Source organism: Morganella morganii H1r (assembly GCF_000633515.1).
In the GTDB taxonomy this organism is placed as follows: Bacteria; Pseudomonadota; Gammaproteobacteria; order Enterobacterales; family Enterobacteriaceae; genus Morganella; species Morganella morganii_B.
In genome coordinates this window covers 15,843-35,863 of sequence record NZ_AYMP01000020.1, presented here as the reverse complement: position 1 = coordinate 35,863, position 20,021 = coordinate 15,843, and the positions used below count along the sequence as shown (strand labels likewise).

At 51.7% G+C, this 20,021-nt stretch carries 19 protein-coding genes; 11 read left to right on the top strand and 8 right to left on the bottom strand.

Going from position 1 to position 20,021, the window contains the following annotated elements:
• Positions 1 to 30: 30 nt before the first annotated feature.
• Entirely contained in the window at positions 31 to 249 is a 219-nt protein-coding gene (gene infA / locus U868_RS0112780) for a translation initiation factor IF-1 (protein WP_002211347.1), read from the top strand.
• A 76-nt stretch (positions 250 to 325) separates the two neighbouring features.
• Here infA and clpA read toward each other — a convergent pair whose 3' ends face one another.
• Both clpA and clpS read right to left on the bottom strand, forming a co-directional pair.
• The gene (gene clpA, locus U868_RS0112775) at positions 326 to 2,611 is read right to left on the bottom strand and encodes an ATP-dependent Clp protease ATP-binding subunit ClpA (protein ID WP_025153637.1); all 2,286 of its coding nucleotides are present in this window, start codon (positions 2,609 to 2,611) and stop codon (positions 326 to 328) included.
• Between the two features lie 33 nt (positions 2,612 to 2,644).
• Positions 2,645 to 2,965, bottom strand: coding sequence for an ATP-dependent Clp protease adapter ClpS (gene clpS / locus U868_RS0112770; protein WP_015422570.1), 321 nt, complete (start codon positions 2,963 to 2,965; stop codon positions 2,645 to 2,647).
• Between the two features lie 258 nt (positions 2,966 to 3,223).
• Here clpS and cspD point away from each other — a divergent pair, with 258 nt between their 5' ends.
• Positions 3,224 to 3,454, top strand: a complete 231-nt coding sequence (gene cspD / locus U868_RS0112765) for a cold shock domain-containing protein CspD (protein ID WP_004235798.1) — start codon at positions 3,224 to 3,226, stop codon at positions 3,452 to 3,454.
• A gap of 86 nt (positions 3,455 to 3,540) precedes the next feature.
• Here cspD and macB read toward each other — a convergent pair whose 3' ends face one another.
• Genes macB through U868_RS0112750 form a run of 3 tightly spaced genes read right to left on the bottom strand, consistent with a single transcriptional unit; the run spans position 3,541 to position 8,297 of the window.
• The gene (macB, locus tag U868_RS0112760) at positions 3,541 to 5,487 is read right to left on the bottom strand and encodes a macrolide ABC transporter ATP-binding protein/permease MacB (RefSeq protein WP_025153636.1); all 1,947 of its coding nucleotides are present in this window, start codon (positions 5,485 to 5,487) and stop codon (positions 3,541 to 3,543) included.
• A 3-nt stretch (positions 5,488 to 5,490) separates the two neighbouring features.
• On the bottom strand, positions 5,491 to 6,600 hold the full coding sequence (gene macA / locus U868_RS0112755; protein WP_025153635.1) for a macrolide transporter subunit MacA: 1,110 nt from the start codon (positions 6,598 to 6,600) through the stop codon (positions 5,491 to 5,493).
• A 14-nt stretch (positions 6,601 to 6,614) separates the two neighbouring features.
• Positions 6,615 to 8,297 carry an ATP-dependent nuclease gene (locus U868_RS0112750; protein ID WP_025153634.1) on the bottom strand — a complete coding sequence of 561 codons (1,683 nt, stop codon included), beginning with the start codon at positions 8,295 to 8,297 and terminating at the stop codon, positions 6,615 to 6,617.
• Between the two features lie 236 nt (positions 8,298 to 8,533).
• On the opposite strand from U868_RS0112750, the gene U868_RS0112745 reads away from it, so the two are divergent.
• The 6 genes from U868_RS0112745 (at position 8,534) to artM (ending at position 13,907) form a co-directional block, all read left to right on the top strand.
• Positions 8,534 to 9,433 carry a lysine exporter LysO family protein gene (locus U868_RS0112745; protein ID WP_025153633.1) on the top strand — a complete coding sequence of 300 codons (900 nt, stop codon included), beginning with the start codon at positions 8,534 to 8,536 and terminating at the stop codon, positions 9,431 to 9,433.
• A 13-nt stretch (positions 9,434 to 9,446) separates the two neighbouring features.
• Positions 9,447 to 10,895, top strand: coding sequence for a DUF2867 domain-containing protein (locus U868_RS0112740; RefSeq protein ID WP_025153632.1), 1,449 nt, complete (start codon positions 9,447 to 9,449; stop codon positions 10,893 to 10,895).
• A 118-nt stretch (positions 10,896 to 11,013) separates the two neighbouring features.
• Positions 11,014 to 11,742 (top strand): arginine ABC transporter ATP-binding protein ArtP, encoded by a 729-nt coding sequence (gene artP, locus U868_RS0112735; RefSeq protein ID WP_025153631.1) that lies wholly within the window; start codon positions 11,014 to 11,016, stop codon positions 11,740 to 11,742.
• 39 nt (positions 11,743 to 11,781) lie between these two features.
• Positions 11,782 to 12,516 carry an arginine ABC transporter substrate-binding protein gene (gene artJ, locus U868_RS0112730; protein WP_025153630.1) on the top strand — a complete coding sequence of 245 codons (735 nt, stop codon included), beginning with the start codon at positions 11,782 to 11,784 and terminating at the stop codon, positions 12,514 to 12,516.
• Positions 12,517 to 12,531: 15 nt separating this feature from the next.
• Positions 12,532 to 13,236: an arginine ABC transporter permease ArtQ gene (artQ, locus tag U868_RS0112725; protein ID WP_025153629.1), complete on the top strand. Its 705-nt coding sequence runs from the start codon at positions 12,532 to 12,534 to the stop codon at positions 13,234 to 13,236.
• A 2-nt stretch (positions 13,237 to 13,238) separates the two neighbouring features.
• Positions 13,239 to 13,907, top strand: coding sequence for an arginine ABC transporter permease ArtM (gene artM / locus U868_RS0112720; protein WP_025153628.1), 669 nt, complete (start codon positions 13,239 to 13,241; stop codon positions 13,905 to 13,907).
• A gap of 62 nt (positions 13,908 to 13,969) precedes the next feature.
• Here the strand turns inward: artM and rlmC are convergent, their stop codons facing one another.
• The 3 genes from rlmC to U868_RS0112705 all read right to left on the bottom strand — a co-directional run bounded on the left by rlmC (position 13,970) and on the right by U868_RS0112705 (position 16,035).
• Positions 13,970 to 15,094 (bottom strand): 23S rRNA (uracil(747)-C(5))-methyltransferase RlmC, encoded by a 1,125-nt coding sequence (rlmC, locus tag U868_RS0112715; protein WP_025153627.1) that lies wholly within the window; start codon positions 15,092 to 15,094, stop codon positions 13,970 to 13,972.
• A gap of 35 nt (positions 15,095 to 15,129) precedes the next feature.
• On the bottom strand, positions 15,130 to 15,618 hold the full coding sequence (locus tag U868_RS0112710; RefSeq protein ID WP_025153626.1) for a YbjN domain-containing protein: 489 nt from the start codon (positions 15,616 to 15,618) through the stop codon (positions 15,130 to 15,132).
• Positions 15,619 to 15,723: 105 nt separating this feature from the next.
• A complete protein-coding gene (locus tag U868_RS0112705) occupies positions 15,724 to 16,035 on the bottom strand; it encodes a YbjC family protein (protein ID WP_025153625.1) in 312 nt (103 codons plus the stop codon).
• Positions 16,036 to 16,207: 172 nt separating this feature from the next.
• On the opposite strand from U868_RS0112705, the gene U868_RS0112700 reads away from it, so the two are divergent.
• From U868_RS0112700 to U868_RS0112685, 3 genes are all read left to right on the top strand, one after another.
• A complete protein-coding gene (locus tag U868_RS0112700; protein ID WP_004235784.1) occupies positions 16,208 to 16,471 on the top strand; it encodes a GrxA family glutaredoxin in 264 nt (87 codons plus the stop codon).
• 390 nt (positions 16,472 to 16,861) lie between these two features.
• Positions 16,862 to 17,470: an undecaprenyl-diphosphate phosphatase gene (gene ybjG, locus U868_RS0112695; RefSeq protein ID WP_025153624.1), complete on the top strand. Its 609-nt coding sequence runs from the start codon at positions 16,862 to 16,864 to the stop codon at positions 17,468 to 17,470.
• Positions 17,471 to 18,377: 907 nt separating this feature from the next.
• Positions 18,378 to 19,697 carry an HAAAP family serine/threonine permease gene (locus tag U868_RS0112685; RefSeq protein ID WP_025153623.1) on the top strand — a complete coding sequence of 440 codons (1,320 nt, stop codon included), beginning with the start codon at positions 18,378 to 18,380 and terminating at the stop codon, positions 19,695 to 19,697.
• The last annotated feature ends 324 nt before the right edge of the window (positions 19,698 to 20,021 follow it).

Here is a 20,021-nt window from a genome sequence, read left to right as displayed (position 1 = left end):
AAATACTGGTTATTAACATTAGAGGATTAGATGGCCAAAGAAGACAATATTGAAATGCAAGGCACTGTGTTAGATACACTGCCGAACACGATGTTCCGTGTGGAACTGGAAAACGGACACGTTGTGACTGCACATATCTCCGGTAAAATGCGTAAAAACTATATCCGCATCCTGACAGGCGACAAGGTTACAGTAGAACTGACCCCATATGACCTGAGCAAAGGCCGTATCGTCTTCCGTAGCCGCTGATCCCTGCAGGCCACGCCTCATAAAAAGACACCACAGGCAACGCACTGACGTGCGTGTCCTGTGGTGATCGTTTTCATCAGGCTACCGGGTCACCGGATTTCTCTTTCAGGGCACTGAAACGGTAAGTCAGTTCATCTTTCTTCTTATCAAGATCGATAATCACCGAACCGCCGTTCACCAGCTCACCGAACAGTAATTCGTTCGCCAGCGGTTTTTTCAGTTTATCCTGAATCACACGGGCCATCGGACGTGCGCCCATTGCCGGGTCATAGCCTTTTTCTGCCAGCCATGTGCGGGCACGGGCAGACACTTCAATGGAAACGCCTTTCGCATCCAGCTGCGCCTGGAGTTCAACAATAAATTTGTCGACCACCTGGGCGATAATCGGCTGCGACAGGGCATTAAACCAGACAATGCCGTCCAGACGGTTACGGAACTCCGGTGTGAACACCCGTTTGATTTCCGCCATCGCGTCAGTGCTGTTGTCCTGCTCGGTAAACCCGATGGATTTACGCTGGGTTTCACGCACACCGGCGTTGGTGGTCATCACCAGGATCACATTACGGAAATCCGCTTTGCGCCCGTTATTATCGGTCAGCGTCCCGTTATCCATCACCTGCAGTAACAGGTTAAAAACATCCGGGTGCGCTTTTTCGATTTCATCCAGCAGAACCACTGAATACGGATGTTTGATAACCGCATCCGTCAGCAGCCCGCCCTGATCAAACCCGACATAGCCCGGAGGCGCACCAATCAGACGACTGACGGTGTGACGCTCCATGTACTCGGACATATCAAAACGCAGCAGTTTGATCCCCATTGCTTTGGACAGCTGCACAGTGACTTCGGTTTTCCCGACCCCGGTCGGCCCTGCCAGCAGGAAGGCACCTATCGGCTTCTGCTCATTCCCCAGACCCGCACGGCTCATTTTGATGGATTCCGTCAGGGCGTCAATCGCCGGATCCTGGCCGAAGACCAGCATTTTCAGGCGGCTGTCGAGGTTACGCAGCAGATCTTTATCACTGCTGGACACGGTTTTTTCCGGGATACGCGCGATCCGCGCCACAATCGCCTCAATTTCGCCGACACCGATGGTTTTCTTGCGGCGGCTCAGCGGCATCAGACGGGTTCTTGCCCCGGCCTCATCGATAACATCAATCGCTTTATCCGGCAGATGACGGTCAGTGATGTATTTCACCGACAGATCCACGGCTGCCTGAATGGCTTTTGCGGTATAACGCACATCATGGTGTGCCTCATATTTGGCTTTCAGGCCGTTAATGATGCGCACGGTTTCATCGGCAGTCGGTTCATTGATATCAATTTTCTGGAAACGGCGGGTCAGCGCTTTATCTTTGTCAAAGATATTGCTGAATTCCTGATAGGTCGTAGAGCCTATCACCCGGATTTTCCCGTTAGATAATAACGGTTTAATCAGGTTTGCCGCATCCACCTGACCACCGGATGCCGCACCGGCACCAATGATGGTGTGAATTTCATCAATAAACAAAATGCTTTTCTCGTTTTTTTCCAGCACTTTCAGCAGCGCTTTAAAACGCTTCTCGAAATCACCGCGGTATTTGGTACCGGCCAGCAGTGAGCCGATATCCAGAGAAAAAATGGTATAGCCTTTGATCACTTCCGGCACATCATCCTGTTCGATACGCCAGGCGAGCCCTTCCGCAATCGCGGTTTTACCGACCCCGGATTCCCCGACAAACAGCGGGTTATTCTTACGGCGGCGGCACAGCACCTGAATGGTGCGCTCCAGCTCCGCCTGACGGCCAATCAGCGGATCAATCTGGCCTTTGCGTGCCAGGTCATTAAGGTTGGTGGTGAAATTATCCAGGCTGTCCTCGCCGCCGGTACTCTCTTCGGCGGCAGACTGTGACGGTTCATCAAAGGACGGACCGCTCTCGTTTTCATCCTCACCTTTGGTGGTGCCGTGAGAGATGAAATTCACAATATCCAGACGGCTGACATCATGCTTGCGCAGCAGATAAGCCCCCTGGGACTCCTGCTCGCTGAAAATGGCCACCAGCACATTCGCACCGTTGACTTCATTGCGTCCGGATGACTGAACATGGAAGACCGCACGCTGTAACACGCGCTGGAAACTGAGTGTCGGCTGGGTTTCGCGATCATCACCCTCCGGCAGCAGCGGTGTGGTCTGTTCAATAAAATGCTCAAGTTCCTGGCGCAGAATGGCCAGGTTAACGCGGCAGGCTTCCAGCGCCTCACGGGCTGATTTGTTACCTAATAACGCCAGCAGCAGGTGCTCTACGGTCATAAATTCATGCCGGTTGTCCCTTGCTTTGGCAAAGGCGATATTCAGACTGAGCTCTAATTCTTGATTGAGCATAGGCACCTCCATTCAGAGAAACAAAGTGTATTCTTATACCTTCTCGAGTGTACACAGCAACGGATGATCGTTGTCTTTCGCGTACGTGTTGACCAGTGTTGTTTTCATTTCAGCGATTTCAGCGGTAAATACCCCGCAGATCCCTTTTCCCTGATAATGGATATCGAGCATAATCTGCGTCGCACGATCAACATTATAAGAAAAGAACTTTTGCAAAACTTCAACCACAAAGTCCATAGGGGTATAGTCGTCGTTGTTCAAAACCACCTTGTACATTGACGGTGGCTGTATCTTCTGCAGCGCTTTTTCCCTGAGTGTGACATCCGTTTGTGATTCAGATTGATAGTGACTCATTGCTATTCCGGTTATAGAAAACGAACGCCTGATCAGGCGTATCAATACTCAGCGTTATCTGTATCAGACTTTACAGGTCAATACAGTGTTGCTGTAAACAAAGGCTTGACGTTGCCCTCTAATTCAATAGAGTATAAATAATGTACAACGTAACCAATATATCCATATACTACTGATACCTCGTTACTGAGTATTATGGATCATATGGTGCATTGTGCAGCATTTTTCAATCGTTTGACAGATGAGGGTTGTAACAGTATGGAAACAGGTACTGTTAAGTGGTTCAACAACGCCAAGGGTTTCGGGTTTATCTGCCCGTCGGATGGTGGCGACGATATTTTTGTACACTATTCGACGATTCAGATGGACGGCTACCGCACGCTGAAGGCGGGTCAGAAAGTGAATTATGACACCATTCAGGGACCAAAAGGGCATCACGTCAGTGTGATTATTCCGGTTACTGAAGATGACGACACCACAGCGCCGTAACACGGTATTTAACAAAATTATGCGGATCGTCGCGGTAATGTCAATCGTCATTCCGCGACGTATTCGTATTTTCAGACTGTGCGCGGCTATTCCCGCGCCAGTGCATCAATAGGATCAAGTTTAGCCGCATTTCTGGCAGGCAGAAAGCCGAAGACGATCCCGATCGCGGTCGAACAGAGCACTGCGCTGATAATTGCCGCAGGGCGGAAGACAAATTCCCAGTCCGGCAGTGCCATTTTGGCGGCAAAGGCAATGGAATAAGAAAGCCCCAGACCGATAGCCCCGCCCATCAGACACACCAGCACCGCCTCAATCAGAAACTGCTGCATGACATCTCCCGCCCGCGCACCGACCGCCATACGGATGCCGATTTCACGGGTACGTTCCGTCACACTGACCAGCATGATGTTCATCACCCCGATACCGCCCACCACCAGCGAAATCACCGCCACCAGGGTCAGGAAGAGCTGCATGGTGGTCGTGGTTTTATCCACGGTTTTCACAATGCTGTCGAGGTTGTAGGTGAAGGTATCTTTTTTGCCGTGGCGCAGCGTCATCAGCCGCACCAGCTGTTCTTCCGCATTTTTGGTGTTGTAACCGTCACGGATACGCACGGAGATCATATCCAGATAGTTGCGCTGCATCAGCCGCCCGGTCAGGGTGGTGTACGGCATCCAGACCTGTAAGGTTTTCGAGTTACCGAACATAGATTTGCGATCTGCAATCACACCGACCACCGTTGCAGGCATGTTGCCCACCAGCAGCATTTCCCCGACCACATTATTCTGATGCGGAAAGAGCTTGCGTTTGGTATTCATATCGATGATGACAACCTGAGAACGGCGTTCATACATCTCCGGAGAGAACGCCCGCCCTTCACCGAAACGCATGTCATACACGGTGAAAAAGTCCGGCCCGATCCCGGTGACACGGGCTGCGGAGTCGAGATTGCCTCTGCGCAGACGCGCGCCGTTCTCTATTTCCGCTGACGCCGCATAGACATACGGCTGCTGGCGGATCACATCCACATCGCCGGGTTTCAGGGATTGCTGATCCTGCCCCGGATCACTGCCGAAGTCTTTGCCGGGATAGACAAAAATGGTGTTGGTGCCGATGGATTTGATATCCGACAGCACCAGCGCTTTGGCGGCATCCCCGATCACCAGAATGGTCACCACGGAGGCAATCCCGATAATAATGCCCAGCATGGTGAGCAGTGTCCGCATCTTGTTGACCACCATGGCCCGCCAGGCCATCAGCAGCGCTTCATTAAAGCGGCCTATGAAGCGGCTGAACGCACTGCTTTTCAGCGGTGGTTTCGCGGCCAGGGCTTTCGCCTGCGGATTAATGACTGATCCGCTGTCGCTGAGGATATGTCCGTCTTTGATTTCAATGATCCGCGCCGCCTGTGCGGCAATAGACGGGTCATGGGTGACGATAATCACCGTATGCCCTGCATCACAGAGCTGGCGCAGAATAGCCATCACCTCTTTGCCCGACTGGCTGTCGAGTGCGCCTGTCGGTTCATCCGCGAGGATCACTTCCCCGCCGTTCATCAGGGCGCGGGCGATACTGACACGCTGCTGCTGTCCGCCGGAGAGCTGTCCCGGCCGGTAAATCAGCCGCTCCCCCAGACCCAGGCGCTGCAACAGCGCTGTGGCCCGTTCACGGCGCTCACGGGCACTCAGTCCGGCATAGATAGCGGGCATTTCCACATTTTGCTCAGCACTGAGATGGGATAACAGATGGTAACGCTGGAAAATAAAGCCGAAATGTTCACGGCGCAGCGCTGCCAGTTCATCACCGCTCAGCTCTGCTGTGTTTTTCCCGGCAACAAAATAGTGCCCGCCGCTCGGCGTGTCCAGGCAGCCGAGGATATTCATCAGCGTGGATTTACCGGAACCGGACTGACCGATAATCGCCACCATTTCCCCGGCACTGATAGTCAGCGAGACATCATCCAGCACCGTGACACTGCTGTCACCGGAAGGATAACGGCGGTAAATATTCCGCAATTCTAATAATGCGCTCATGAATTATCCTGCTGTGCCGTCATCAATCCCGGTCACCACTTTCTCATGCTCCGTCAGGCCTTTTGTCACCTCAGCCTCCACATCATTACGGGTGCCGAGTGTCACCTGACGGGTTTCCGGCTGACCATTCACCAGCACCTGCACTTCGTATTCGGTCGGGGAAATCTCTTTACCCAGTGCCGCCAGCGGGATTTTCAGCACATTTTCACGGTTTTCCAGCGCGATAGTGACCTGGGCGGTCATGTCCAGTTTCAGCACATGCTGCGGGTTCGGGACTTCAAAACGGGCATAATAGAAAATAGCGTCATTGATTTTCTGCGGTTTCGGCAGAATATCGGTGATCACACCGCTGAAGGATTTGTCCGGCGCGCCCAGCACGCTGAACGTGGCTTTCTGGCCGGGTTTCAGATACACCACATCTGCCTCGGAGACTTCCGCATTCACCAGCATGGTATCGAGATCCGCCAGGGAAAGGATGGTCGGCGCCTGCTGCATGGCAATCACTGTCTGGCCCTGTAAGGTTTTCAGCTCCGTCACCACGCCGTCCATCGGCGCACGGATATTGGTGTACTGCAAATCATTGCGGGCGGTATCGAGTGTGGCCTGATTACGTGCCACCTGGGCTTTGTAGGTGTCAATCGCCGCACGCTGCACATCCATATTGCGCCGCGCCTCATCCACATCCTGTTTTGAGATAACCTGTGTTTTTGCCAGTGCCAGCCGCCGCTGATAGGTCGCCTGTGCAAAGGCATACTCCGCCTCTGCCTGCTTCAGCCGTGCTTTGATTTCACTGACCGTCTGCTCAGCCTCAATCACCACGTTCTGTGCTTTGACCGGGTCGATAACCGCCAGCAGATCCCCTTTCTTAACAAAGTCTCCCTCTTTGACATTCAGGGTCTGCAACTGTCCGTTGACCTGCGCACCGACATCCACTTTCTGCAGTGCATCCAGCTTGCCGGTGGCCATCACTTTCTTTTCGAGTGTGCCGCGCTGCACATCCGCTGTCATATAGCTGACCGGCGCGTCTTCGCGGGTGAAGAACCAGAAACCGCCGGCGATCAGAATAATCAGAATGCCGGCGGTCACTATTTTTTTCGTTGAAACTGCTTTCATTAACACCTTGTTCCTCAGTTAGCGCGCCCTCTGGCGAGCCATGCCACGCGGGAGAACATCCGGCGCAGCAACAGCGGGATAGAATCCACACCCCGGCTCGCCGCATTGTTGGCAATCGCAATCGCCAGATCCGGTTTTGAGGTGCGGTGAATCGCTTTGGTTATGACCCGGCGGGCCGGCATTTTTATATTTTCCGGAATATCCGCGACCTGGTGATACAGGCGGCTGAACCCCTCGCGATATAAAAAGTGCTCCATATCCGGCGCGGGCAGACGGGTCAGTCTGTCCTGCTCGACATCATTGAGCCCCGATGAGAAATGAGCGGCGGTAGCTGCGTATTTCTTACCGGCTTCGTCGCCGTCAACCAGCGTATGCCATTCTATACCCATTTTGTTGGCAAACTTTAACAAAGGTTTAAGACCGCACTGGGCAAACTCAATCACCTTGATGCCCTCTGTCTCAAAGAAATAATTGCACTGTTTTGCCAGGTCGTTCATCAGCCAGATTTCCGTCTCTCCCTCCACCAGCAGCCAGCAGCGGGCAAACAATGCGGACGGGCGGTTAAAGCGGATGTGGAATGAGATACGCCGCAGCTCTTCCGGCGACAGATGATTTTCTCCCAGCCGGTAAGCGGCAACACGGGTGGATTCCCGCACCAGGCGGCAGATATCATGAATCGGTACCAGTGAGAGCAATTCGCCGGAATTGGTGGTGGTAATACGCTGTAAGGAAAACAGATTGAGCAGACCCCACGCCACCGACAACATGATCGGATGCAGGCGGGTTTCCGGGTCTTCAACGATAATGATCGGACGGGCATAGGGGTCGAGCTTCAGACCGCTGTTGGACTGGAGCAGCGCGGCAAACATGCCGAGGATAATCAGCCGCACATTGCGCTGATTGGGGCCGGCCACCACACGGTTAATCCCTTCCAGCGCCTGCCACGCCCGCTGGCGCGGTTCGATATTCAGCCGTTTGGCTTTGCGGCGATCGAGCAGATACTCCCCCTGCTCGGCAAAGTAGTGGCTGAGCAGCTGTTTCATGGCCTCAAGGCCATCCTGCAAATCATCATTGGAGAGTGTCTGCGGGTTGCTCACCAGGGCACGGGTCAGATCCGCCATCCGGTTGTTGAAGGTCTCCGTTTGTGTGCGGAGATCATATTCCTCTTCCTCACAATCGGGCACATTTTTTTTCAGACCGCGCATAAAGCGGGCATCGCGCAGACGCAGTACCGGATAGAGGCGGATAATTTCGCTGATAAACTTATCGGTTTCCGCCGGCAGCAGCGGCTCGCCCGCCTCATCCAGAAAGGTGCGCTGACTGGTAATGGTGTTGTCATCCGCCAGATCCGCGCTGACACGGTAGTTGATCCGCAGATACTCATCCCCGTTGGTGCGCCACAGCGGCGCCAGTTCACGGAAACGGCGGGAGCGGGAGCGTCCGGGCCGGGTTTCACGGAATGTCAGGACAATCTGCAGATGGCGGACAGGCCCGGCTTCGCTGTCGGCAGCGTGATAAAAATCACTCAGGACAAATTTCGCATTCAGCGCCTGCGGTGACAGCGTCAGCGTCAGGGCATCCAGCAGGCTGGATTTCCCCCAGGCGTTTTCACCGATCAGAACCGTATTGCCGGTCAGTGGTAATGACAGGCGGTTAATACCGCGAAAACCCAGAATTTCCACTCTTTCCAGAATCATAGTTCCCTCACTGTTTGCCGGATACCGCCTGTTTTATGACAATACTGTCACACTAATGATCACAATAAAGTATTATCACAATGTAATAAATAAAAACGGTTTTGACTTATACTAAACACAAAAACAGAGGGATACGTAGCAATTCTGGTGAGAATGCCGCTATAATCGTCTGCTTTTTAACCAGAGACTGACACGAACATAAGTAAAGGCAGTATTATTTTACGGAAACGACACACATGTATTCAGGGTTATTAATTATTCTCGCCCCGCTTATTGCGGGTTATCTCATCCCGGTCAGCAGCACGGCACTGAAAAAAATCATCGGCCGCAGTCTGAGCGCGATGGTGTACGTGATTCTGTTTCTGATGGGGATAAGCCTGGCGCTGGTGGAAAACCTCGGAGCAAATCTGCTGGTGATAGTGCAGTACACGCTGACCTTTTCCGTGATGGTGCTGGGCTGTAACCTCGCCGGACTGTTTTTATACGGTAAAAAATACCCGTGGCAGATGCCGGCTCACAAACAGCAAAAACCGCCTTCCCGCCTGCATATGGTGCTGGAATCCCTGCAACTGTGTGGTGTGCTGCTGGTTGGCTTTGCCACCGGGTTATTCGGCTGGCCGTTTCTCGCCTTTGCCGGTGCCGCCAGTGAATACGCGCTGATCTTCCTGCTGTTTCTCGTCGGGATCCAGCTGCGCAACAGCGGCATGACACTGCGCCAGATCCTGATCAACCGCCGTGGTATGCTGGTCTCGCTGATTGTGGTGGTTACCTCACTGCTCGGCGGCGCACTCGCGGCACTGATTGCCGGGCTGCCGGTTAAAACCGGGATGGCGCTCTCCTCCGGCTTCGGCTGGTATTCGCTGTCCGGTATTCTGCTGACCGACGCTTTCGGCCCGGTGCTCGGCAGTGTCGGCTTCTTTAACGACCTGGCGCGGGAGATTGCCGCGATTATGCTGATCCCGCTGCTGATCAACCGCCACCGCGCTGCCGCACTCGGCCTCGGCGGTGCCACCACGATGGACTTTACCCTGCCGGTATTGCAGCGCAGCGGCGGTGTGTCGATTGTCCCGGCCGCGATTGTGCACGGCTTTGTCCTCAGTCTGTTTGCCCCGGTGCTGATAGCCCTGTTTACCTGAAGAGTGAAAACGTATGCCACAACAACGGATTTTAGTGCTGGGTGCCAGCGGTTATGTCGGACAAAATCTTATCCCGCAGCTGATTGCTGCCGGTCATCAGGTCACTGCCGCCGCCCGCCGCGTGGAATGGATGCAGGCACAGGGCTGGGAAAATACCCGCTGCTGCTATGCGGATCTGTATGATAAATCTACCCTGGAAACCCTGTTTCAGGATATTGATGTGGTGTATTACCTCGTCCACAGCATGACGGATGAGGCGGACTTACTGGCACGGGAACGCCTGGCGGCGGAAAACGTGCAGGAGATGCTGAATAAATCCGCAGTGCGGGAAGTGATTTACCTGAGCGCCATGCAGCACAAAGACAGTGATTCCCCGCATCTCGCTGCCCGCAAACTGACAGGCGAAATCCTCGCGGACAGCCGCGTACCGGTCACCGAGATCCGCGCTGCCATTATTGTCGGCCCCGGCTCAGCGGCATTTGAGATCATGCGCGACATGGTGTACAACCTGCCGATCCTGACCCCGCCGCGCTGGGCGCGCTCAAAATCCTCGCCTATTGCCCTGGAAAACCTGCTGAATTACCTGACCGGCCTGCTCTCCCGCCCGGCAACCGAAAACCGCCGTTTTGATGCCACGGGGCCGGATTACCTCAGTTATCTGGAAATGTTCCGCCATTTTATTACCATCAGCGGCAAAAAACGGCTGATGCTCCCGCTGCCGATCCCGCTGCGGCTGATTTCAGTCCACTTTCTGCGGCTGATCACCACGGTGCCGGAAGGTATTGCCAAAGAGCTGATTATGGGTCTGAAATATGATCTGCCCGGCGACGGAAAGCCGCTTCAGGCGCTGATCCCGCAAACGCTGCTCAGTTTTGATGATGCCGTGCGCAAAACCCTTAAAGATGAAGCGGATGCCGTGGATAATGAAGACTGGGGTTATGACCCGGAAGTCCGCGCCCGCTGGCGGCCGGGCTTCGGTTTTTATCCCAAACAGGCCGGTTTTACCCTGAATACTTCCGCCTCCGCCGATGCCCTGTGGCACGTTGTGCAGCAGATTGGCGGCAAAGACGGCTATTTTTATGCCAATATTCTGTGGTCAGTCCGCGCCCGTCTGGATGACCTGTGCGGTAATAAAGTCACTTACGGCCGCCCGGATCGCGATACCCTCGCACCGGGGGATAAAATCGACGGCTGGAAAGTGATCACCGTGAAACCCCGTCAGCAGCTTTCCCTGCTGTTCGGCATGAAAGCCCCCGGGCTGGGACGGCTGACCTTTACCATCCGCGACCACGGCCACCAGCGGACGCTGGATGTGCGCGCCTGGTGGCATCCCGCCGGATTCAGCGGGCTGCTTTACTGGTTCGCCATGATGCCTGCTCATTTATTCATCTTTAAAGGGATGGCGAAAACCATCGTCAAACGGGCGGCAGCATACGTCGTTCCGGCATCAGATAAAACATAATCACGCAGTAAAAATCATTAGTTTGCTTTTTCAGTAGTTTTTTATGCATAAATAATTGCATATTTATTCTTACGGCGTTAATATTCACTCAACGTCACTGAGTATGCAGAATTACAGCATGAGTATTCAATTAAAAAACATCAATTGCTTTTACGGACAGCATCAGGCGCTGTTTGATATCAACCTGGAATGTGGTGCGGGCGAAACCATGGTGCTGCTCGGGCCGAGCGGTGCCGGTAAGAGTTCTCTGCTGCGGGCACTGAACCTGCTTGAAATGCCGCGTTCCGGTGAACTGACCATTGCGGATCACCATTTTGATTTTACCACCGCGCCGTCTGCCAAAGAGATCCGTTCCCTGCGTCAGAACGTGGGTATGGTGTTTCAGCAGTATAACCTGTGGCCGCATCTGACCGTCATGGATAACCTGACAGAAGCGCCGGTCCGGGTGCTGGGTCTGACCAGAGAAGCCGCTCAGGCGAAAGCGGAAAAACTGCTGACACGTCTGCGTCTGACCGATTTTGCAAACCGTTTCCCGCTGCATTTATCCGGCGGCCAGCAGCAGCGTGTGGCGATTGCCCGCGCCCTGATGATGGAACCGCAGGTACTGTTATTCGATGAACCGACAGCGGCACTGGACCCGGAGATTACCTCTCAGGTCGTCGATATTATTAAAGAGCTGTCACAAACCGGGATTACCCAGGTGATCGTAACTCACGAAGTGGATATCGCCCGTAAAACCGCCAGTAAAGTGGTGTATATGGAAAATGGCCGCATCGTGGAACAGGGCAGCGCCCAATGCTTTATCACGCCGCAGACAGAGGCATTTGCCGGTTATCTGTCACACTGATTATTTTCTGCCACTGAACATTAAAAATAGGATGTTGCTATGAAAAAACTGGTTATTGCCGCATTAATCGGCGCGTTTGCTTTCTCCGCAGCGGCGGCAGAAAAAGAAAAAATCCGTTTCGCAACAGAAGCGAGTTATGCCCCGTTTGAAACCGTGAATGAGAAAAACGAAATCGTCGGGTTTGATGTGGATCTGGCTCAGGCGATGTGTGCCAAAATCGATGCGGAATGTACCTTCACCAACCAGGCGTTTGACAGCCTGATCCCGAGCCTGAAATACAAGCGTTTTGATGCGCTGATGGCCGGGATTGACGTCACACCTGAGCGTCAGAAGCAGGTTGATTTCACCAATACCTATTATGATAACTCTGCTGTTTTCGTTGCAGTTGCGGGCAAATTTGATAGCATTGACAGCCTCAAAGGGAAACAGATTGGTATCCAGAACGGCACCACGCATCAGAAATACCTGATGGAGCAGTTTAAGGACATGAAAATTGTCCCTTATGAAAGCTACCAGAACGCGGTGCTGGATCTGAAAGGCGGACGTATTGATGCCGTATTCGGTGACACAGCTGTTATCAATGAATGGCTGAAGAGCAACGACAATCTGAAAACCGTGGGTGAGCGTGTCACCGATCCGGAATATTTCGGCACCGGTCTGGCTATTGCGGTCCGCAAGGGCAACAGCGAGCTGAAAGACAAACTCAACAAGGCGCTTACTGAGGTCAAAGCGGACGGTACTTACGATACCCTCTATAAGAAATGGTTTGAGTAATAACATAAAAATTTAATGAACGATTTTCTCTCTTTAGCAAGCGCCGCCGGGGTAACCGTCGGCCTTGCTGTTTCTGCACTCCTGATTGGTCTGGTGCTTGCGATGCTGTTTACCCTCTGGGAAACCGTACGCTGGAAACCTGTCGCCTTTGCCGGAACCTGTCTTGTTACGCTGATCCGTGGTTTACCTGAGCTGCTGGTGGTTCTGTTTGTCTATTACGGCACGCAGGAAGTGATTTTCCGACTGAGCGACGGTATCAATCTGGGTTTCTTCACCCTGACGCTTGAGATCGATAACGGCCCGTATGTGCCGATCTTCAGCGGGATCACCGCCCTGTCTCTGCTCTATGCCGCCTATGCATCACAAACGCTGCGCGGTGCGCTGAAAGCGGTGCCGGACGGACAGCGCGAGGCCGGTCAGGCACTCGGTCTGAGCCGTACCACCATTTTCCTCCGCTTTGTCATGCCGCAGATGTGGCGTCACGCCCTGCCGGGACTCGGTAACCAGTGGCTGGTTCTGCTGAAAGATACCGCGCTGGTGTACCTGATTGGTATCAACGAACTGATGCTGCAGACACAAAGCATTGCCCGCCGTACTGAAGAACCTTTCACCTGGTACAGCATTGTGGCACTTATCTATCTCGCCATCACGCTGGTCAGTCAGTACATCCTCAAACGTATTGAATTGCGTACCACACGTTTTGAACGGAGCGGCCAGTGAGCATATTTGATTATATTCTTGCCGTATTACCGGGCCTGCCGGTCAGTCTGTCACTGACTTTTACTGCCCTGATTACGGCGTTTCTGCTGTCAGTCCTGTTTACACTGATCCTCTCTCTCAAACCACGGGTTCTCACACCACTGGTCAAAGGGTATATCACTCTGTTTACCGGGACGCCGCTGCTGGTACAGTTTTTCCTGATTTATTTCGGGCCCGCGCAGTTTGAAGGGCTGAAAAACTACCCGCTGCTGTGGGAACTGATGTCCTCCCCGTGGCTCTGTGCCATGGTGACACTGGCGCTCAACAGTGCTGCCTATTCAACGCTGCTGTTCTACGGTGCGGTGAAAGCGATCCCGCCGGGTCAGTGGCAATCCTGCCAGGCGCTGGGAATGTCACAGAAGCAGACCATGCGGATTATCCTGCCCTATGCCTTTAAACGTGCATTATCGTCCTATTCCAATGAAGTGGTGCTGATTTTCAAAAGTACCTCGCTGGCCACGACGATTTCATTGCTTGAAGTGATGGGTTACAGCCGCCGCCTGTTTGGTCAGGATTACGATCTGAATGTCTTTATTGCCGCAGGGATTATCTATCTGGTTGTCAACAGCCTGCTGACGCTGGCGATGCGTCTGATTGAACGCCGCGCACTGGCATTCGAACACCGTAACTGATCTGCTCATACAAAAACGGGGCTGCAATTCACGTTGCAGCCCCGTTTTTTATTCTCTGATTATTATTTCCGGATCAGCAGCACCAGCACTTCATAATGTGCGGTATGCGGGAACATATCAAACAGCTGCACGCGCTGCGGCTGATACTGCGTGAGATGCGCCAGGTCCTGTGCCAGGCTTTGCGCATTGCAGCTGGAATAGATAATCGTCTCCGGTGCCATGGTATTCAGGTAATCGCACAACGCTTTACCGATCCCCCGGCGCGGCGGGTTCACCAGCACCAGCTCCGGTACGGCGGATCTGGCAAGGGCAAACTGCGCGGAATCCAGCGCCTGAAAGGTGACATTCTCCAGTCCCATTTTTTCCGCCGAGCGGGTGGCACAGGCAATCGCCTCCGGGCTGATCTCAATCCCGGTCAGCTGTGTGGATTTATCCGCACAATGCAGGCCGAATCCCCCCGCGCCGCAAAACAGATCCCATAAACGGGTGATACCCAATTCACGCACCCACTGTCCGGCAGTATGATACAACTGTGCGGCAACAGCCGGATTGGTCTGGAAAAAGCTGTGCGGACGGATATAGAGCGGAATGCCGTTGAAAGTCTCTTCCAGCACCTCATCCGGGGTAAAAATAATTTCCTGCTCGCCTTCCAGAATTGCCATCGCGACCGGCTGGATATTAGCGGAAATCACCGATAACTGCGGCAGTTGTGCCTGCAGATACGGCAGTGCCGCCTGTAACTGTGCCACTTTTTTCTCTGATCGCAGCACAAAGCGCAGCATCATTTTACCGCTGGCACGACTTTCGGTCAGCAGCAGGAATTTCAGTTCACCCCGGCGGCGTTCCACATTGTACGGCGTGAGTCCGGCACGGGCGATAAAGGGTTTCAGCGCAGCAAACACTTCCGCAAAATGCGGCGGATAGAGCGGACAATCCGATAAATCGACCGGTTCGTTATCTGTCACGATCCCGAACACCGGGCGCTCCACACTGCCGCTGACCACCATCTTGGCTTTATTTCTGAACGCGGTTTCCGCGCTGCGGACCGGCGGCAGCCGGTTTTGTACAGCAAACGGCGAGAGCAGCACGCGGAGATCCTGCTCTTTATCATCAATCTGCTGAATATAGGGTTTTTCAAGCCACTGACAGGAGCGGCAGCGGCCGGCGGAATACTGAGGGCAATGCATGATGGTGTCCCGGATATCGAAAGTGGTGCGGATAATCAGTGGATCACCGGAGAAGGAACAGAATCAGCGCGGAAGTTTTCTTCATCTTCCGGTTCCGCATCATTCGGATCAAACAGCATATTGTTACTGAACAGCTCAAAAATCACTGCGCCGACCTGCTCTTCCATCAGTTGCAGGGCGAGTGAGAACTGCTCAAATGTCAGCCCGGCACTGAGCGGCAGTGAGTAACAGACCACCAGCTTCGGCATGGCGGAATCCTGAATATCCATAAAGGTTTTGACCAGCAGCGAACTGGCGTTGATCTGGCTCAGATTGGCAATCAGCGGGACAATCGCGGTCGGGCGGACTTCCGCCAGCGCCGAGAACACCAGCATATCGTCAAGGATATCAATTTTGGCATCAAACACACCGTCCACATTTTGCATATGCGGCAGATGCAGTGCCCGGCAGGAATCACACTCAAAACAGGAGAGTTTCAGCTGATCCAGCCATGTGCGTAATATCGTGAGATCGGGAATGATCATGAACCTGAAGCCTTTTAACCGGAAAAACAAAAGTACAGCGGGGAAAACCGTCACCCGCAGACCAATAACGGATCTTAGCTGAAAAACGTGAAGGGGAATAACGTTTTATTGCTTTTTTTCATTTTTATTCTGCCGGGTCTTTTTGTCCGCCCCGCTTTTGCTGTCAATCCCTGCGGACGGCATGGCGCTGATCGCCCGCCAGACAATATTGATTGCCGCCGGTACCAGACACCCCAGACCGGCAAACGTCATCAGCATCAGGGCATTTTTGCTGCTCATAAAGCCCGGCAGCGAAATAAAATCATTCACCATCAGATAGACCAGCACCAGTAATATCACACCGATGACCTCACAGATAATTACCGGGCGCGGCATATCCCCTAATGAACGCATTTGTCGCGGCTGCTTTCTGGTCATATAATCCTCTGTGATTCTGTCTTTATGTCCGCACTGCGGATAGTCACTGAACCATTGGTGCGGACTACCGCACAAATCGTCACAACATTCTTTTCTATCCGTTATGATACAGGCATAATTTATCCCATTAAAGCACCACTTCCGGTGTTACTGATAAATGAAGGAGCTTTTCATGTATACCGTTATTTTTGGTCGTCCGGGTTGTCCTTATTGCGTTCGTGCGAAAGAACTCGCAGAAAAACTGAAAAATGAGCGTGATGACTTCGACTATCGCTATATTGATATTCACGCTGAAGGTATCAGCAAAGAAGATTTATCTGTCACTGTCGGCAAACCGGTTGAAACAGTTCCTCAGATTTTTATCGATGAAAAGCACATCGGCGGCTGCACTGATTTCGAAGCTTACGCAAAAGCCAACCTCGGCCTGTTCAGCTAAGCTATCCGGCCGTTTCCCGCCCGGGAAGCGGCTTATTTATTCCTCTCTATCCCGCTGATTTTCAACATCAAAAAATTATTTTCATTTTTTTGAATCTTTTTTCGAACTTTCTTACCGGGGCGCAGTCTGAATAAGTGCCACTGCTTTTCTTTGAATATCCCCAAGATTGAGGAAGCCCGATAGTCACCAATTTGGTTTTAACTATCGGGTTTTTTATTGCCTGCTGTTTATCCCGCCTGTTGTTATTTCAGATTTTGTCAGTTTTCTGCAATGTTACGTAATAGCACGATTAACCAAGATATTTTTACTTTACCTTGATGCACAAGACGGCTACCCTGACCCGTCATTTTATTACCGGATATATACGGGTGTGTTTTTAAGGAGTCTGCTGTGCTGGAAAATCTGAATCATTCGCTTTTTCTTCTGCTCAATGCCACGCCGGAAACGTCTCATACTATGATTATTGCCGCCACGTTTGCGGCAAAATATCTGGTTCTGCTGTTTCCGGTTGTTGCCGCAGGGCTCTGGCTGCGGGGAGCGCCTGAAAATATGGCCCGGCGCCGCCGCGCTGTCTGCAAAAGTGCCATTGCGCTGCTGATCGGTTTTGCCGCCTCCTGGGTTATCGGCGCACTCTGGCCGCATGCCCGTCCGTTTGCCGAACCGTTCGGCCACAGTTTCCTTGATCACGCACCAACTGCCTCGTTCCCGAGCAATCACGGCATTATTGTGTTTACCTTCGCGCTGGGCTGCCTGTTCTGGTGCAATGTCCGTGCAGGATTGCTGCTGATGATCCCGGCACTGATTGTTGCCTGGTCGCGGGTTTTTCTCGGCGTTCACTGGCCGGTGGATATGCTGGGTGCCTTTATCACGGTACTGATTTCCTGTGCGCTGACAGAGCTGATCTGGAGCCTGTTCGGTCCGGCACTGCAAAACCGGTTGCAGGCGCTCTACCGGCACTGCTTTGCCATGCCTATCCGCAAAGGCTGGGTGCAGGAATAACCTGTACAAAAAATAAATTCTGAAATACCGGCCGGTGTGCCGGTATTTTTTTATCTCTGTTTAATGACGGCGATTACCGGCGATTTTTTAAATCGCACTTTTCGCTGCTGACAGCATTATTTTTTGTTCACAGAATATTATTTAGGTATTTATTTAACATTTCTGTTTTATCCTTCATCAATATCACTCAGACCACTTAATTCGCGATTAAAAAAATTATTTTAATTATTCCGAACACACAATGTGGCTATTATATGTATGCCTGTTTTATGCTGCCGGATTTCCTGCATACCCCTCAATCACCGAACACTCAACGAAAAAATAATTTAACTTTAAAAAACAATAATTAATGTGGAAAACCGCATTTCTTAAATGGTTTTTTTTCGGTGATAACCCGGTTTATCTCTGTTTTGTAACAATGTGGTATTGTGCAATATATATACTAATTCACATCTGAATAAATAAATTTGTTTAAATAAAAAAAGGTGAAAATAACATTATTGCAGAACATCTGAACAACCATGCTGTTTTGGCATTCCCCATTCCGTAAAAACGGATTAACAACATTATTAAATATTGCAACACAACCAGTTTTAATGTTATTTATAGCAAATGAGATGAAGATCACAGTGCTTTTCACTATAAAATAGTATATTTTCAATACAAAAAGACAATCACCAATCTCGGATTCTTTTGAATATGAATTAATGCAAAGGCTTTTATTTATCCACCGCAGATATCAGGCCACCGCTGTTTATTATTTTTACCAGTAAGCAATTACAGGTAATTTTCCCGTTTTACTTATTTTTATCCGGTTGCGTACATAGACCCTGCCTCAGAAACACATTTCGTGCACAGCTCACCGTGCATTTTTTCGTTGTTATTGTTGCAAATTTTGGAGACATCTATGGAAACAACACACCCGCAGGTTGCGGTCAGCAAAACTGACACCAGCAATGATTACCGCAAATGGCGTAAATCCGATACCGTCTGGATGCTCGGACTGTACGGTACAGCCATTGGGGCCGGTATCCTGTTTCTGCCGATTAATGCCGGTATCGGCGGGCTGCTCCCGCTGATCATCATGGCTCTGCTGGCCTTCCCGATGACCTTTTTCGCGCATCGCGGTATGTGCCGCTTTATCTTGTCCGGTAAAAATCCGGGTGAAGATATTACCGAAGTGGTGGAAGAGCATTTCGGCGCCAAAGCCGGGAACCTTATCACCCTGCTCTATTTCTTTGCGATTTACCCGATCCTGCTGGTTTACAGTGTGGCTATCACCAACACCGTGGAAAGCTTTATCGTTAACCAGATGCATATGACAGCTCCGCCGCGCATTATTCTGTCACTGGTACTGATTGTGGGGATTATGTGTATTATCCGCTTCGGTGAAGCCGCGATTGTCAAAGCAATGAGTGTGCTGGTGTTCCCGTTTGTGGCGGTTCTGATGGTACTGGCGCTGTATCTGATACCGCACTGGAATACCGCGATATTTGATACGTTCTCTTTCAGCAGTCACTCTGCCGGAGATACCGGACGCGGTCTGATGGTGACCCTGTGGCTGGCGATTCCGGTGATGGTATTTTCGTTCAACCATTCACCGATTATTTCCGCATTCAGTGTCGCAAAACGTCAGGAATATGGCGACAATGCAGAGAAAAAATGCTCACGCATTCTGGCATGCGCTCACATCATGATGGTGCTGACCGTAATGTTCTTTGTATTCAGTTGCGTGCTGAGCCTCTCCCCGCAGAACCTGCAGGAAGCAAAAGATCAGAACATCTCTATTCTGTCTTACCTGGCGAACTACTTCCATAATCCGATGATTGCCTATATCGCGCCGTTAGTGGCGTTTATTGCTATCACCAACGCATTTCTGGGTCACTACATGGGTGCCCGTGAAGGCTTTAACGGTCTGGTTAACAAAGCACTGCGCACCAGGGGCAAAAGCATTGCACCGTCTAAGCTGAATAAACTGACTGCGCTGTTTATGCTGGTCACCTCCTGGATTGTTGCCACCTTAGACCCGAGCATTCTGGGGATGATTGAAACCCTGGGCGGCCCGATCATCGCTATGCTGCTGTTTATCATGCCGATGTACGCTATCCGCAAAGTCCCTGCGATGCGCAAATATGCCGGTCACCTGAGCAACCTGTTTGTGGTTGTGATCGGTCTCATTGCCATTTCAGCGGTATTTTATAACCTGTACCAGCTGTTTTTTGGTTAATAAATACACGACTGTTGCCCTCTCCGGCGGGTAGCCTGCCGGGTTCTGTTGATATTGATGCGATGCCGGCCTGTGCGCCGGTATTTTTTTATCCGGACTTAATTATCGCCGGTACTGCTGTTCTTTTTCAGACCACATTTTCACTGGCGGCAGTACTATTTTTGTCCGCAGAATATTATTCTGGTATTTATTTAACATTTCTGTTTTATCTGTCATCAGTATCACTCAGATTACTTAATTCGCGATTAAAATAATTATTCTAATCATCCGGTACAGACAATATACTCATTATATAACGCCATATTTTATACTGTCTGATTTTCG